The following is a 14,261-nucleotide window of genomic DNA, read 5'->3' on the forward strand; positions in this document are numbered from 1 at the left end:
AGCTCGCTTTCCAGCTTTGCCCGTTCCATCGTATCTTTCATCTTGCCTTTTTCACTGGCTTTTGCTCTGGCTTCCAACTGTTCATTTTCTGCTAAAAGGTCGTTTATTGTGGCCTTGTATTTTTTGAGCTGACCGGAGAAATTCTCCATCTGCGGAAACCACTTTTTCAGCAGGGAGAGGGCTTCCTCTTTCTTCTTTCCGGCGTTGAACGGGGTAATACCGTCCAGCGTGGCTTCAATGGCTCTTGCCTGTTTGGAGAGATTGACCGCCTGCTTGAACAAACGGGTGGGGATATGCTTCCTGCCTGTCTTGCTGGCACTTTCCCCACGCTCCAAGTCGGGATATTTCTCCACCATACAGGCGTGGAAATCGTCCTGCCACTTCGTCAGGTTCGCCCGGTTGCCGATGATTTCTTTGGCGCACAGGCGGTTGTCCTTTGTCAGCGGAACAAAGGTCAAATGCAGGTGGGGCGTTTTCTCGTCCATGTGTACCACCGCCGACACGATGTTTTCTTTCCCTACCCGCCCGATTAAGAAATCAGCCGCCCTCTGGAAAAATTCCTGTATCTCCTTTGGGGACTTCTTCTTAAAAAATTCCGGACTGGCGGTAATCAGCGTATCCACAAACCGGGTGCTGTCCCTGCGTGTCCGGCAGCCTGCCTGTTCAATGCGGCTTTGAATGAAGTGGTAATACCGTCCCTCCGGCTTGACGATATGGAAGTTGTACTTGCTCCGGCTGGTGTCAATGTCGGGATTGCTGGCATACTGTTCCTTTTGCCGTTCGTGATGGGCTTCCAACGGTCTTGCCGGATTGCCCTTGTGCTTTTCAAATCGCAAAATTGCGTGTTGTGCCATGAAACTCCTTTCCCCATTCCGTTCCTTTCCGGGACTTCTCCACAGGAAAATCCCGCAGAAAATATCTCGGATAGGAAGGAAATGGATAGAATATAAATCAATATTTTTATCTTTGTATTTCTATATACCGTCTGGTTTTCGTACTTCAAGAGGATTGATTATCGTACTTGTGGAGTGCGGTTTTCAGTCCTCCGGCGTTCCATAACCGGATTTCTTGAAGTCGGTGTTTGGAACCGCTTCGTAGGATTTTGGGTAAATGCAGTTGGGTTTTCCACAGCCCTGCTTCTGGATCTCCACCAGCCCCGCATACTGCAATTCCCGTAGGGTATTGACGGCTTTCTGCCGCCCACAGTGGAGCAGGGCGACCACCTCGCAGATTGGATAATACAGGAAAATGCGCCCGTATTCGTCCGCCCAGCCGTTCTTGCGGGATAGTTCTGTCCGGCGCAGGATAAAGGCGTACAGTATCTTCGCTTCGTTGGACAGTGGCGTGAATGTGGGGGCTTCAAAAAGGAAATTGGGAAGCCGGGTAAAGCTGACCGCCTTTTCCGGCTGATGGATATAAATAGTGTTTGTCATATCGTGTTTTGTGGACGGTTAGAAGCCCGTTTCCGGGGGCAGACGGTAGTTTCTATTGCCTGCCCCTGTTCTGTGCTTGCAAAGCCTTGTAAATCAAGGACTTTTCAGCCCCTAACTGTCCACACAAGACCTCCTTTTCCGTTCACTTTCTGTTTTCTGCCGCCTGTGAACTCTGGCTGCGCAGTCGGGACAGTATTTTGCCCGGTTGGACTTTGGGACGAACACTCTGCCGCAGACCGCACAGCGTTTTAGCTCCTTATCCCGGAAAATCTCCGCTTCCAGCGTTCCGTCCAGCGGCAAGACCGACCAGCGGAACCACTTACAGCAGACCGAGAAAGAAACCGTCTGCGGGCAGGTGCAGGTGTCCCCATCGTCAAGGGAAATGCAGTTGCCGCCCTCACAACAGCAGCACTCCCGGCGTATCAGGCTGTTTGCCTGTTTCCTCTGCGCCGGCGTCATACGGTAGAGGGAGCCGTCCGGTTTGCGCTCTATGGGCGGCAGTCGTTTATATGGGTTCTCTCTCATGTGTTCCCTCCATTTTTCTGTTGCCGTTCTCCCCAAAAAGGCTTCCTGCCCCATTCCTGCGGCGTGTTCCCAACGGGGGCCCCCAAAAAGTCGTTGGACTTTGTGGGGAGAGGAGCCACAGCGGAGCGAGTGAGCTTTCGCCATTTGGCGGAAGCGAATGATACGCAGCTTGTGGCGACGAGGCACGCTCCCCGGACTTCGGGACATTTTGTCCCGAAGTGGCTCGTAGCGGTGCTTCCCCTGCCGGGGTATTCCTTTTCGGACGGTCATTCATTTTTCAAGGTGCGGCTCATCGATGAACTAAGATAAGTCTACACCTAAATGACCGCCCGCCCCGTATATCCATAAAGTCGGAAATCAGCCCGGAAAACTTTCTATTTCCACGCTCTCGGAATTGTGGTAGAATAGAAATAATGAGTGATAAATAGGAGATAGGAAAGCCTTTATAAATGGATATTTGAAAAGATATATTCATTTTCACGATGGAAAAATGGAGGAGGCACAATGAACTTTAACGAAGCAATGCAAATGCTTGGAAACAAGTTGCAAGGAAAGTACGGACATTTAGGCTTTAAGTATAAAAAATCTGACAAAACACTTACGAGGCACAGTAAAAATTTCACCTATATGATTGCGTTTTCCTCATTCGGCGGGAACACAAAGGATAGCATAAGTATAGAGGTTTGCTATATAATCAACACTCGTCCATACGACCCTTATGGTTATGCCAAACCAGACCTCAACACACAACCGCTGTTTTACAGTTTAAGAGACAATGAAATATATCTTGACATAGGAAATGAAGAAAAAATTGATAATACCTTTGAGATTGTTTGTCAGTGGATGGATAAATTACTGATTCCAAAAATGAATGAGCTTTGTGCTACCGAGTAAAATGAGCAGTTGACAATATCAGTGAATTATCTGCGAGAAAATTAGAAATATTTTTGACTATCAAGCAGACAAGGAGGGGGAGCATGGAACTATCCATACAAGAACGATTGAAAGACCTGCGTGTGGAGCGTGGGCTGACGCTGGAGCAGCTTGAGGAACAGGTAAATCTCTCCAAGTCTGCACTGGGCAGTTATGAAGCAAAGGACTTCAAGGACATCAGCCACTATGCCATTATCAAGCTGGCGAAGTTTTACGGCGTGACTGCCGATTATCTGCTGGGGCTGTCCCAAACAAGAAATCACCCAAACGCCGATCTTGCAGACCTGCGTTTGAGTGATGATATGATTGAACTATTGAAAAGTGGGCGGGTGGATAATTCCCTCTTGTGTGAGCTGGCGGTACACCCGGATTTCCCCCGGCTGATGGCTGACCTTGAAATCTATGTGAACGGCGTGGCGGTGAAGCAGGTGCAGGCCGCAAACGCCATAGTGGATGCCATGAGCGCAACCATTATGAAGCAGCACAATCCCGGCTTGTCTGACCCGCAGTTAAGGCAGCTTGTCGCCGCCCATATTGACGATGACAGCTTTTGCCGCTATGTGATACAGCAAGACATAAACAAGATAGCCCTTGACCTGCGGGAAGCCCATAAGGACGATTTTTTCAGCGTTCCGGAGGACAATCCGCTGGAAGATTTCTTGCAGACCGCCGAGGAAACTGCCAGTCCAGACAGCGACCCGGAGCAAGCGGCTTTGGCGTTTATCTGTAAGCGGCTCAAGCTGAATTTGAAAAAGCTGTCCGAGGAAGAAAAGAAGTGGCTGAAAAAGATTGCACAGAAGTCGGACTTGCTGAAAAATCCAAACCCGCAGCGGGGGAGAAAATAAGAGAGCGATAAACAAGAAATCTGAAAGGAGTTATCAATATGAGTTATGATTTGATGGTTTTTGAGAGAACAAAAGCACCTACCACAAAAAAAGAGTTTATGGCATGGTATGAAAAGCAAATGGAATGGGAGGAAGAACATGATTACCAAACGATTAGTGTTTCTTCTCCGGCTTTACAAAACTGGTTTATGGAAATGAAAGAAAAATTCCCGCCCATGAATGGGGAATATGCACCGAATGACGATGCTCTTGATGACGATGAAAATTTGGAGTTGCATATGGTTGATTACAGTATTGGGTATAATGTAATTTACGCTGCGTTTTCTTGGTCGGTGGCAGACGAGGCGTATGAACTTATGCGTAGTTTAGCTCAAAAACACAAGGTTGGATTTTTTGATGTGAGTGGAGATGATGGCGATATTATTTTGCCAGATGGAATTATGATAAAATAATATGATACATACCTATTCCCATTCTCACTTACCGGGAAAATAGCAAAGCCAGCCGAGCCAGTCAACGGTCAAGATGAACGGCGCACAAATGCGCCGCCATTGACAGCCCCGCCCGCCTTTGCTGATGGGCAATCAAGGCGGGAAAGCCCTAAAATGGCTTCCCGCCCATTTCTAAGAACTGATAAGTCAGATTTGCTGAAAAATCCAAATCCACAGCGGGGACGGAAGTAGAGAACAATAAATAAGAATTTACAGGAGGAAAATCAATGGAGAACTTGATTAAGTTTTTAGAAGATAAGATAACGGATAAAATGTCTGTGGAAGAAATAGTTGATGTTTTTGAGCAGATGTGCAGCACACCGCTTGAAGAAGATATGGTTTTATTTGAAACCGGAACATTTACTGCTTTTTCAAAAGAACCATTTTTTCAAATTTCATTAGTTCGACAGTTTTCAAATGATGATGAAGAGTTTTATCAAATCCATGTAGTCATCTTGTATAAGCCAACCGCTGAAAATAAAATTTTCAGCGAAACAACATGGGACGAAGATTTAGACGAAAATATATTTGACTATATCAGAAAATCAGCGTCGTTTGCTTATGCAAGAAATCATGAATACATCGAGGTAAAAATATATATGGACGAAACTTAACTTCTCATTTATCAGGGAGATAGCAAAGCCCTAAAATGGCTTCCCCGCCCATTCCAATTTTGAGAGAAAAATCTGTTTGCTTTTTTGTGAGTGTGTCCACAAGTTCGGGACATTTTGTCCCGAAGTCCGGCGTGGGACGAGGACCGGGGGCTTTCATATACGCCCTGTCTGCTGACGAAACCAGCCCTGCGCTTGCGGCTCCACGACACGCAATCACAGCCCTGTTTTTCTGCTGCTTCAAATGCCCTTGCCCGACCCGGCGGCAACCTCATTTTCGCAGCAACGCCGACAGAGCGTATAACACACTACACTTTGCAAGCAAAGTCGTGTGCCAAGGGGCAAGCCCCTTTGGAAACCCCAGACAACAAAACAGGCTGAATATCTCGCACTTCCCCGGTGCTTGATATTCAGCCTTTATTTGTTGTCAGCAGCCCCCGTTTCGTGGTCTGCGTGTAGTTCCTTGTAAACTGACCTAAATATCTATAAAAATAAAAAACCTGTCTTTTTCTTCCTTTTCCCGGCTTTTCTTTTTCTGGCGCTGTATCTGTTTTACCCGTTTCTCAGAAACATCTTGAACAGCTTCCAGATTATCAAGGATTTGGGAGCGCCTGCAAAAGGATGGAATGACCCGATTTATAAGAATTATGCAAAGCTGTTTACCGATAAAAACATGGGAATCGCCATGAAAAACACGCTTATTATGATAGTGGTAACGCTTTTAGGCCAGGTGGGGATAGCCTTGGTTCTTTCCCTCATGGTGGATAATATCAAAAGGGGAGCCAAGTTTTTCCGAATCGTTTACTTCTTCCCTATTGTGGTATCCGCTACGGCCCTCGGCCTTTTGTTCAACCTGATTTTCCTGTACGACAAAGGAATGCTGAATCAGTTTCTGGAAATGTTCGGAGCAACGAAGTTAACGGACTGGAAGGATTCGGCCCATGCGATGGTGACTATGATGGTTCCGGTAATGTGGCAGTATGTGGGATTTTACTTTATTATCCTGCTGACGGGACTTAACAATATTTCGGATGAATTATATGAATCGGCGGCGATTGACGGCGCCACAACCTGGCAGAAGGTGAGATACATATCCCTGCCCCTGCTGCATAACGTTATCTGTACCTGCAGCATTCTGGCTGTAACAGGCGCGCTGAAGGTATTCGACCTGCCCTGGGTTATGCTTCCCAACGGTATGCCGATGGGTGAGACCTGGCTGACCGGCACCTACATGTACTATTGGGCTTTCCAGGGAAAAGATATTGACTATAGCTGTACGGTAGCGATTGTTATCGTAATCCTGGGGATTATTCTTTCCAAGGTGGTCAATATGATTTTCAGGGAAAAAGATTATTAAGAGTAAGGCGCTGTGACGCGCAGATGGGAGCATAGATGAAAAAGAAGAAGTTTTCCATAGGAATGCCTTTTGTGTATCTGCTTCTTGTTATATGGGCATTGACTACGATTTATCCGCTGGTATGGGTGGTAATGAATTCCTTCAAGGATAAAAAACAGATTGTCTCCAATTCCTTTGCCTTTCCGCTGGGCAGCCTGTTCACACTGGATAATTACGAAAAGGCAATCAATAAATTCAGTATTTTTACGGCGTACCGGAACAGCCTGCTCATTTCCTGTACGGTGGCGGTGGTGGTTATCCTCTTTGCAGGTTTGGCTTCCTATGCGCTGGTACGTTACAAATTCAGAGGCAGTGACCTGATGAACAGCCTCGTGATAGCCGCAATGATGTTTCCCGTATTCGCAACCATCATCCCGGTGTTCCGTATGGAATCCGGTTGGGGAATCGTGAATACCAATAATCTCTGGCTCGCCCTGCTGTCCTGTGCGCTGCCGCAGATAGCCGGGAACCTGGCCTTTGCCATAGTGGTGCTGTCCGGCTATATCAAGGGACTGCCGGTGGAACTGGAAGAGGCCGCCTACATGGAAGGCTGCAACGCCTATCAGATTTTTTTCAAGGTGATCATGCCGCTGACAAAGCCCTCCTTTGCCACGGTTGGTATTTTCAGCTTCCTGTGGAGCTATAACGACCTGTTTACCCAGACCTTCTTCCTGCGTTTCCCCAATCATTGGGCGATAACCAGGCTGCTGAATGAGATTTCCGGCAGGCAGGGTACGGATTACGGCCTGATGGCCGCGGCAGTTTCCCTTATCGTGGTGCCGCTGATTGTGGTTTACGTCTGTCTGCAGAAGTACATCATCAAAGGAATGACGGCGGGTGCTATCAAAGGCTGATGAATGTACATGTGTCAGGACCGGCAGGTCTGTACGGTTAATAAATAAGAAAAATGCGGAAAGTGTTTCTTGTCGGAGCACTTTCCGTTTTTGGCCGTTTATGGTATAATGATAAAGCGTATGGCATGGAACAGTCCAAAACAAAGGCCCGCGGCGGGGCACGGAGCAGAAAGGCTCCGGGGGGAGAAATTATGTATAAGGTTGCAATTGTGGATGATGAACCGGTTATTGTCAGAGGGCTTACCAGGACAATTCCGTGGGAAAACTATAACTGCCGGGTGGTGGGGACAGCCGGGGACGGGCAGGAGGGGATGATGCTGATCCGGGAACAGAAGCCGGATATCCTGATTTCGGATATCTGTATGCCCGGCATCGACGGTCTAACGATGATCGCCGGCATGAAATCGGAATTCGGGCATATGCAGATTACCATACTTACCGGCTTCCGGGATTTTGATTATGCCCAGCAGGCTATCCGTCTGGGGGTGACCCGTTTCCTGTTAAAGCCATCTAAAATGGATGAGCTGGAGGAAGCGATCCGTGTTATGATTGAGAACCTGGAAAGGCAGGGGATTACGGGGCACGAAGAAGAGGCGGACGCGGCAAAGGGAGAGATTCCGAAAACGCAGCCTGTACATACGCCGGAGGAAAACGGCAGGGAAGAAGACGCTTCCGGGGAAGGCAGAGAGGGGGAGGAGACGGACAGCCCGGCCAGCTGTTTTATCGTCAAGAATGCCCTGGCATATATTGAGGCCAATTATACGGAGAAGCTGAAGCTTTCGGATGTGGCGGATCAAATTTATGTGAGCCAGTGGCATCTGAGCAAGCTGCTGAATAAGCATACGGGACAGAATTTTTCCGAAATCCTGAACAATGTCAGGATTGAAAAAGCAAAGGAGCTGCTCAAGGAGCCTGCTTTGCGTATCGGGGATATTGCGGAGGAGGTGGGTTTTCTGGATATGGCCCATTTTTCCAGGGTATTCAAAAAGCAGGTGGGGATATCGGCAAATGAATACCGGAATACGAAGCTGGGATGAGGATATAGAAAGGGCGGCCTGTTTTTTGGTACCATAAAAACAGGCCGCCCTCTCTTTTTTATCCGGGTATTGTTCCGTTGGTTTCAGCAGGGATCCGCCGGGGCGCATTGAGGATTTCCATAAATTCATCCCCGGTAATGGTTTCCTTTTCATACAGGAATTTTGCCAGCTCATGCAGCTTTCCGATATTGCTGTTCAGGATGTCACAGGCTTTGGCATGTTCTTTTTTCACCATACCTACCACCAGCCGGTCGATCTCAGCGGCGGTCTGCTGGGAACAGGCGAGGGAGGAGTCGCCTCCCAGATACTGGTTGGTGACGGTTTCCAGGGCCACCATATCGAAGTCCTCCGACATGCCGTAGCGTGTGATGCAGGCCCTGGCCAGCTTGGTGGCTTGTTCGATGTCGTTGCTTGCACCGGTGGTGATGCTGTGGAAAATAAGCTCCTCCGCGGCACGGCCGCCGCAGAAGGTGGCGATTTTGTTTTCCAGCTCTTCCTTACTCAGCAGGTACTGATCCCCCTGATCCACCTGCATGGTATAACCCAGGGCGCCGGAGGTACGGGGGATGATGGTAATCTTGGTAACCGGGGCGGAATCGGTCTGCTTGGCCGCAACAAGGGCGTGGCCGATCTCATGGTAGGAAACGATCATTTTTTCTTTGTCGTTTAGCAGCCGGTCCTTTTTCTGGTAGCCGGCGATGACCACCTCCACACTTTCTTCCAGATCCGTCTGTGTGACGAATTTACGTCCGGCGCGCACGGCACTCAGGGCGGCTTCATTAACCATATTTGCCAGTTCCGCACCGGAAGCGCCGGCAGCCATACGGGCAATCGCTTTGAAATCCACATTATCTCCCAGTTTTACCTTCTGGGCATGTACCTTCAGGATAGATATGCGGCCGTTCAGATCCGGAAGCTCCACCGGCACGCGGCGGTCAAAACGGCCCGGGCGCAGCAGCGCGGGATCCAGCGATTCCGGACGGTTGGTGGCAGCCAGGATCAGCACGCCGTTGTTACTGGAAAAACCGTCCATTTCCGTCAGCAGCTGGTTCAATGTCTGTTCCCGTTCATCATTTCCGGAAAAACCGCTGCCGTCACGTTTTTTCCCGATGGTATCGATTTCGTCGATAAATACGATACAAGGCGCTTTTTCATTGGCCTGCTTAAACAGATCCCGCACCTTGGCGGCGCCGGCTCCCACGAACATTTCCACGAATTCCGAACCGGATATGGAAAAGAAGGGGACGTTTGCCTCCCCGGCAACTGCCTTTGCCAGCAGGGTTTTACCGGTTCCGGGAGGGCCGACAAGCAAGGCCCCTTTGGGCATAGACGCGCCGATTTCCTGATATTTATTAGGATCGTGGAGATAATCAACCAGCTCGGAAAGCACCTCCTTCGCTTCATCCTCCCCGGCCACGTCCGCGAATTTAATCCCTGTTTCGGACTGGACGTACACCTTGGCATTGCTCTTGCCGAAGGACATGGAATTCATCCCGCCGCCGCTCTTCATCATTTTGCGCATCACGAACTGCCCGATGGCAACCATGACAATAATAGGAAGGATCCAGGTCAGCAGGAAGGTGACGAGGAAGGGCTGCTGCTTTACGATTTCCGTTCCAAAGGTGGCTCCGGATGCATAAAGACGGTCCACAAGGGCAGGATCTTCCATAGGGCCTGTCTTATAATAGCCGGTCGGTGAATTTTTATCCGAAAAGATAATTTGGCTGCTTTCGATCTGCACCTGTGCAATCTCTTTGTTTTCCATCATTTCCATGAACGTGTTATAGCCCACTTCCTCTACCTGGGCCGACATCAGCCGGGGAAAAAGAAAGGCGTTCAGGACCAGCAGGACAAGCATTGCGATGCAGTAATAATATAGCAGTGGTTTCTTGGGAGGTTTTACTTCTTGCATGATATTTCCGCTCCTTTTCGACTGGTAGTATCCGTATATGACAATTATATATACCCTTTTTTGGGGAAGTCAACACGGCACAGGATTATTTCATATAATTTATTCTTTTTTCATATCCGAAGGGGCGCAGGAGGCCGTCTGAACGGTTACCGGCCGCGGGCGCGGGCAAAAAAGTACTTTACATCCGGCAGTAAGTAGACTAAAATACAGCTATATGGCGCTTTTTGTGCCGGAGTTGGAAAGCAATGTAGCGGTTCAGGCATAACGGAACGGTTACGGAACAAAAGGACAATCAGGGCGGAAATGCGGAGTTCGTCCCTTGTATCCCAGCCGGACTGGATAAGATATGGGGGGCGCTTTTTTTAGCCGCCTGCAGCAGGCCGGCGGGAAACAGAGCCGCCTGAAACAAAAAAAGGAGTCGGAATATGCGTGGAATCGGTGAATATGATTGGAACGAAATCAAGAATGTGACAAAGGATGGTGCACAGAAGGTAAAGGAGAAGCTGGATTCTTCCAATGGCCTGTCCAATATGGAGCTGGGACTTCTTCTGGGAATCAGCCTTTTGCTGGGAATCATTATCGGCTTCATCTGGGCGCCCATTAAAAAAGGCCTGGTCATTGCGGGGAATGATGTGTATACCGGAATGGATGAGGAGCAAAGCAAAGGAGAAGAAGCGTAAAAATGAAAATCACTTTAAAGGACGGATCGTTTAAGGAATATACGGAAGGCAGAAGCATTATTGATATCGCAGGAGATATCAGCGAAGGACTTGCCAGGGCAGCCTGCGCCGGAATGGTGAACGGGAAGGTGGAGGATCTGCGTACGGTGCTTACGGAGGATTGTGAGCTTTCTATCCTCACGGCAAGGGATAAAGAGGGGCTTACTGTTGTGCGCCACACAACTTCCCATGTGCTGGCCCAGGCGATGAAGCATGTTTTCCCGGAGGCAAAGCTGGCAATCGGGCCAAGCATTGAAAACGGATTCTATTACGATTTCGGGCACGAACCTTTTTCCAGGGAGGATCTGGACAAGCTGGAAGCGGAGATGAAGAAAATCATCAAAAAGGGAGAAAAGCTGGAACGTTTTACCCTTCCCCGGCAGGAAGCCATTTCTTTTATGGAAGAAAAAGGGGAGCCTTATAAAGTGGAGCTGATCCGGGATCTGCCCGAGGATGCGGAAATCTCCTTTTACAGACAGGGCGATTTCACGGATCTGTGTGCAGGCCCTCATCTGATGAGTACGAAAGGAATCAAGGCATTCAAGCTCACTTCCTCCTCCGGCGCTTACTGGAGAGGCGATTCCAACAAGGACATGCTGCAGAGGATATACGGTACCGCTTTCAACTCCAAGGAGGAGCTGGCGGATTATCTGGAATATCTGGATAATATCAAAAACCGGGATCACAATAAGCTGGGACGGGAGATGGAGCTGTTCGCAACGGTTGATGTTATCGGACAGGGACTTCCCCTGCTGATGCCCAAGGGAGCCAAAATGATCCAGACGCTGCAGCGCTGGATTGAGGATGAGGAAGAGAAGAGAGGTTATATGAGGACCAAAACCCCTCTGATGGCTAAAAAAGATCTGTATATTATTTCGGATCACTGGAATCATTATAAGGAAGGCATGTTCGTGCTGGGTGACGAGGAAAAGGAAGAGGAAGAGGTATTCGCCCTGCGTCCCATGACGTGTCCGTTCCAGTATTATGTCTATAAGCAGAGCCAGAAATCCTACCGGGATCTGCCCTGCCGTTACGGGGAGACCTCCACACTTTTCCGGAATGAGGAATCCGGGGAAATGCACGGGCTTACCCGGGTACGCCAGTTCACCATTTCCGAAGGCCATCTGATCGTCAGGCCGGATCAGATCGAAGAGGAATTCCGGGGCTGTGTGGATCTGGCAAAATACTGCCTGACTACGCTGGGGCTGGAGGAGGATGTGACCTACCGCCTTTCCAAATGGGATCCCAACAATAAGGAAAAGTATCTGGGAGATGCGCAAACCTGGGATTACGTCCAGAATATGATGCGTGACATCCTGAACCATATCGGCATCGAATTTACCGAGGAGGACGGCGAAGCCGCTTTCTACGGCCCGAAGCTGGATATCCAGGCGAAGAATGTGTACGGCAAGGAAGATACCATGATCACCATCCAGCTGGATATGTTCCTGGCGGAGAGGTTTGACATGACTTACATTGATGCCGACGGGGAAAAGAAGCGCCCTTATATCATCCACAGGACCTCCATGGGCTGTTATGAGAGGACGCTGGCCTGGCTGATTGAAAAATACGAGGGCAAGTTCCCCACCTGGCTGTGCCCGGAACAGGTGCGCGTGCTTCCTATTTCCGAGAAATATGAGGCGTATGCACAGAAAGTAAACGCAGCGCTTACAGGTAACGGTATCCTGAGCACGGTGGACAGTCGTTCCGAAAAGATCGGCTATAAAATCCGCCAGGCCAGACTGGATAAGCTTCCTTACATGCTGGTTGTGGGACAGAAGGAAGAGGAAGACGGCACGGTATCGGTAAGGAGCCGTTTTGCAGGAGACGAAGGCGTAAAAGCTCTGGATGTGTTTATCAATGATATTAGTAAAGAGATCAGAACCAGGGAAATCCGGAAAAATGAAGAATGAAGGAAAACAAGGAAGGCAGATAGCAGGGATCTTGCTGTCTGCACTCGCCTGCGGAATGATACTATACAGCCTGTATCTGTGTCTGGGCAGTGATATCTGGTATGATGAGCTTTTTACGGAGGGCTTTATCAGCCAGCCTGTGGGGCGTATGATATCCCTGGCAGCCAGGGATGTGCACCCGCCGCTTTATTATTTTCTGGTAAAAATGGCGGTGGATTTCTGTCAGCTTTTTGTACCCTCCGCCAATGCGGTAATCATAAGCAAGGTGGTGTCGGTTCTTCCCTATATGGGGATTCTGGGGTATTCCTTTGTATTCCTGCGTAAAAAAGGTTGGCTGTGTTCAGGCCTGTTTTCCTTCTGCATTCTTGCCATGCCGCAGATGGCCAATTATACGACGGAAGTGCGGATGTACGGGTTCGCCCTGTTTTTTGTCACCGCTGCTTTCCTGCATGGGGGAGCCATTCTGGAAAACGGCGGGAAAAAGCACTGGGCGGCTTTAACCGTGTATGGGATCTGTGCGGCTTATACCCATTATTTTGCCGCGGTATCCGCTGTGGTGCTGTATCTGGGTCTGGCCGTGCTTCTGTATATAAGAAAAGAGGAAACCCGGGTGAAGTGCCTGCTGACATGGCTGCTGTGCGCGGGGATTTCTGTCCTGGCCTATCTGCCCTGGCTGCCGGCGGCGGTGGAGCAGGTGTCCCAGGTCCGTGAAAATTATTGGATCCTTCCCCTCACCTTAAGCTGCTTCGGAGGCTGCGTGAAGTTTGTACTGAAGCCTTCCACCGGGTATCAATGGATGGATTATGCCGTGGCGGTGCTTCTTTTTGCCCTGCTTGCCGGTATGCTTGCGGCTGCGTTTATCAAAAGAAAAGAAGATGACGGACGGACGGAGGAGGATGCGTATGCCTTTTACGGCCTGTGTATCTTAGCGGGAACCGCCCTGTTCGGAATTTCGGTATCCTTCCTGATGCGTCCGGTTTTTATTTACCGGTATATGCTGCCGTCCATGGGCTGCTTCTGGTACTGCTTCGCTTCCTTACTGAGCAGGCAGAAAAAAAATGCGGTGCTGGTTCCGGCGCTGGCCCTGCTTCTGTTTACAGGGGCGGCGGATTACTCTGCCTTTGCCAGGGGAGAGCTTGTAAAAAAGGACCAGATGGACAGGACGCTGGAGGAGCTTTCCCGGCTGGGAGAGGAGGACGCCGTTTTATTTAATTTTGATCAGGTCCAGGCGGTTGCGGGCTATTATATGGATCAGGAAAGCTATCTGTATGGAAAAGAACCGGAGACTCTGATCAAGGAAATGTTTCCGGACATCCGTGGCATGCAGGATACGGAATGGATCCGCCGGAGGCTTCAGGAAGGGCAGCGGGTATGGTTTATCGGCAGCGGCCTCGCAAGAGAGGATATCCTGAAGGAATGGGCGCAGGAAGGGATTGTTTCGGTGGAAACCGCAGACAGCTGTTTGCTGGAGCGGTATTGGTTTAATATATACCGTTTGGAGCTGGAAGGAAGCGCCGGAACTGCGGAACGCTCAATCAGCCGTGTATTGGATTGAAATCAGCCGTGTATGAATATTTTCCTGAAAATCAGAC

Annotated in this window: 15 protein-coding genes; 11 read left to right on the forward strand and 4 right to left on the reverse strand. The window is 49.4% G+C overall.

Translation table 11 applies throughout. From position 1 onward, the window contains the following. From mobV to DXA36_RS15010, 3 genes are all read right to left on the reverse strand, one after another. The coding region (gene mobV, locus DXA36_RS15000) for a MobV family relaxase (protein ID WP_118680483.1) at positions 1-854 on the reverse strand (854 nt) is incomplete at its 3' end. Positions 855-1,037: 183 nt separating this feature from the next. Continuing rightward, positions 1,038-1,433, reverse strand: coding sequence for a replication initiator protein A (locus DXA36_RS15005; RefSeq protein ID WP_118680341.1), 396 nt, complete (start codon positions 1,431-1,433; stop codon positions 1,038-1,040). Positions 1,434-1,544: 111 nt separating this feature from the next. Beyond that, on the reverse strand, positions 1,545-1,958 hold the full coding sequence (locus DXA36_RS15010) for a cysteine-rich VLP protein (RefSeq protein ID WP_118680484.1): 414 nt from the start codon (positions 1,956-1,958) through the stop codon (positions 1,545-1,547). Between the two features lie 129 nt (positions 1,959-2,087). On the opposite strand from DXA36_RS15010, the gene DXA36_RS32945 reads away from it, so the two are divergent. From DXA36_RS32945 to DXA36_RS15050, 8 genes are all read left to right on the forward strand, one after another. After that, positions 2,088-2,267: a hypothetical protein gene (locus DXA36_RS32945; RefSeq protein ID WP_182479090.1), complete on the forward strand. Its 180-nt coding sequence runs from the start codon at positions 2,088-2,090 to the stop codon at positions 2,265-2,267. A 195-nt stretch (positions 2,268-2,462) separates the two neighbouring features. Continuing rightward, positions 2,463-2,852, forward strand: coding sequence for a hypothetical protein (locus DXA36_RS15015; RefSeq protein ID WP_002566029.1), 390 nt, complete (start codon positions 2,463-2,465; stop codon positions 2,850-2,852). Positions 2,853-2,935: 83 nt separating this feature from the next. Next, on the forward strand, positions 2,936-3,736 hold the full coding sequence (locus tag DXA36_RS15020; protein WP_118680342.1) for a helix-turn-helix domain-containing protein: 801 nt from the start codon (positions 2,936-2,938) through the stop codon (positions 3,734-3,736). A 38-nt stretch (positions 3,737-3,774) separates the two neighbouring features. Continuing rightward, positions 3,775-4,188, forward strand: a complete 414-nt coding sequence (locus DXA36_RS15025; RefSeq protein ID WP_002566031.1) for a hypothetical protein — start codon at positions 3,775-3,777, stop codon at positions 4,186-4,188. Between the two features lie 266 nt (positions 4,189-4,454). Continuing rightward, positions 4,455-4,841, forward strand: a complete 387-nt coding sequence (locus DXA36_RS15030) for a hypothetical protein (RefSeq protein ID WP_055080834.1) — start codon at positions 4,455-4,457, stop codon at positions 4,839-4,841. Between the two features lie 478 nt (positions 4,842-5,319). Continuing rightward, positions 5,320-6,195 (forward strand): carbohydrate ABC transporter permease, encoded by an 876-nt coding sequence (locus DXA36_RS15040; RefSeq protein WP_118680343.1) that lies wholly within the window; start codon positions 5,320-5,322, stop codon positions 6,193-6,195. A 35-nt stretch (positions 6,196-6,230) separates the two neighbouring features. Then, positions 6,231-7,088, forward strand: a complete 858-nt coding sequence (locus DXA36_RS15045) for a carbohydrate ABC transporter permease (protein ID WP_118680344.1) — start codon at positions 6,231-6,233, stop codon at positions 7,086-7,088. A gap of 191 nt (positions 7,089-7,279) precedes the next feature. Continuing rightward, complete coding sequence (locus DXA36_RS15050; protein ID WP_118680485.1) at positions 7,280-8,125, forward strand: response regulator transcription factor; 846 nt, start codon at positions 7,280-7,282, stop codon at positions 8,123-8,125. Between the two features lie 58 nt (positions 8,126-8,183). On the opposite strand, the gene ftsH is transcribed toward DXA36_RS15050, so the two are convergent. Next, the gene (gene ftsH, locus DXA36_RS15055) at positions 8,184-10,037 is read right to left on the reverse strand and encodes an ATP-dependent zinc metalloprotease FtsH (RefSeq protein ID WP_118680345.1); all 1,854 of its coding nucleotides are present in this window, start codon (positions 10,035-10,037) and stop codon (positions 8,184-8,186) included. 425 nt (positions 10,038-10,462) lie between these two features. Here ftsH and DXA36_RS15065 point away from each other — a divergent pair, with 425 nt between their 5' ends. The 3 genes from DXA36_RS15065 to DXA36_RS15075 are packed head-to-tail and all read left to right on the forward strand — an operon-like array spanning position 10,463 to position 14,224. Next, a complete protein-coding gene (locus DXA36_RS15065) occupies positions 10,463-10,717 on the forward strand; it encodes a hypothetical protein (RefSeq protein WP_118680347.1) in 255 nt (84 codons plus the stop codon). Between the two features lie 2 nt (positions 10,718-10,719). Further along, positions 10,720-12,669 carry a threonine--tRNA ligase gene (thrS, locus tag DXA36_RS15070; protein WP_118680348.1) on the forward strand — a complete coding sequence of 650 codons (1,950 nt, stop codon included), beginning with the start codon at positions 10,720-10,722 and terminating at the stop codon, positions 12,667-12,669. Then, positions 12,659-14,224 carry a glycosyltransferase family 39 protein gene (locus tag DXA36_RS15075; protein WP_118680349.1) on the forward strand — a complete coding sequence of 522 codons (1,566 nt, stop codon included), beginning with the start codon at positions 12,659-12,661 and terminating at the stop codon, positions 14,222-14,224. The genes thrS and DXA36_RS15075 overlap by 11 nt, the downstream gene beginning before the upstream one ends. The last annotated feature ends 37 nt before the right edge of the window (positions 14,225-14,261 follow it).

Origin of the sequence: Eisenbergiella sp. OF01-20, assembly GCF_003478085.1 — a bacterium.
Classification (GTDB): Bacteria; Bacillota; Clostridia; order Lachnospirales; family Lachnospiraceae; genus Eisenbergiella.

Bases quoted from the DNA above. Each gene is read 5' to 3' on its own strand.
- DXA36_RS15005 (WP_118680341.1), bottom strand. From the start codon at position 1,433: ATGACAAACACTATTTATATCCATCAGCCGGAAAAGGCGGTCAGCTTT.
- DXA36_RS15010 (WP_118680484.1), bottom strand. From the start codon at position 1,958: ATGAGAGAGAACCCATATAAACGACTGCCGCCCATAGAGCGCAAACCG.
- DXA36_RS15015 (WP_002566029.1), top strand. From the start codon at position 2,463: ATGAACTTTAACGAAGCAATGCAAATGCTTGGAAACAAGTTGCAAGGA.
- DXA36_RS15020 (WP_118680342.1), top strand. From the start codon at position 2,936: ATGGAACTATCCATACAAGAACGATTGAAAGACCTGCGTGTGGAGCGT.
- DXA36_RS15025 (WP_002566031.1), top strand. From the start codon at position 3,775: ATGAGTTATGATTTGATGGTTTTTGAGAGAACAAAAGCACCTACCACA.
- DXA36_RS15030 (WP_055080834.1), top strand. From the start codon at position 4,455: ATGGAGAACTTGATTAAGTTTTTAGAAGATAAGATAACGGATAAAATG.
- DXA36_RS15045 (WP_118680344.1), top strand. From the start codon at position 6,231: ATGAAAAAGAAGAAGTTTTCCATAGGAATGCCTTTTGTGTATCTGCTT.
- DXA36_RS15050 (WP_118680485.1), top strand. From the start codon at position 7,280: ATGTATAAGGTTGCAATTGTGGATGATGAACCGGTTATTGTCAGAGGG.
- ftsH (WP_118680345.1), bottom strand. From the start codon at position 10,037: ATGCAAGAAGTAAAACCTCCCAAGAAACCACTGCTATATTATTACTGC.
- DXA36_RS15065 (WP_118680347.1), top strand. From the start codon at position 10,463: ATGCGTGGAATCGGTGAATATGATTGGAACGAAATCAAGAATGTGACA.
- thrS (WP_118680348.1), top strand. From the start codon at position 10,720: ATGAAAATCACTTTAAAGGACGGATCGTTTAAGGAATATACGGAAGGC.
- DXA36_RS15075 (WP_118680349.1), top strand. From the start codon at position 12,659: ATGAAGAATGAAGGAAAACAAGGAAGGCAGATAGCAGGGATCTTGCTG.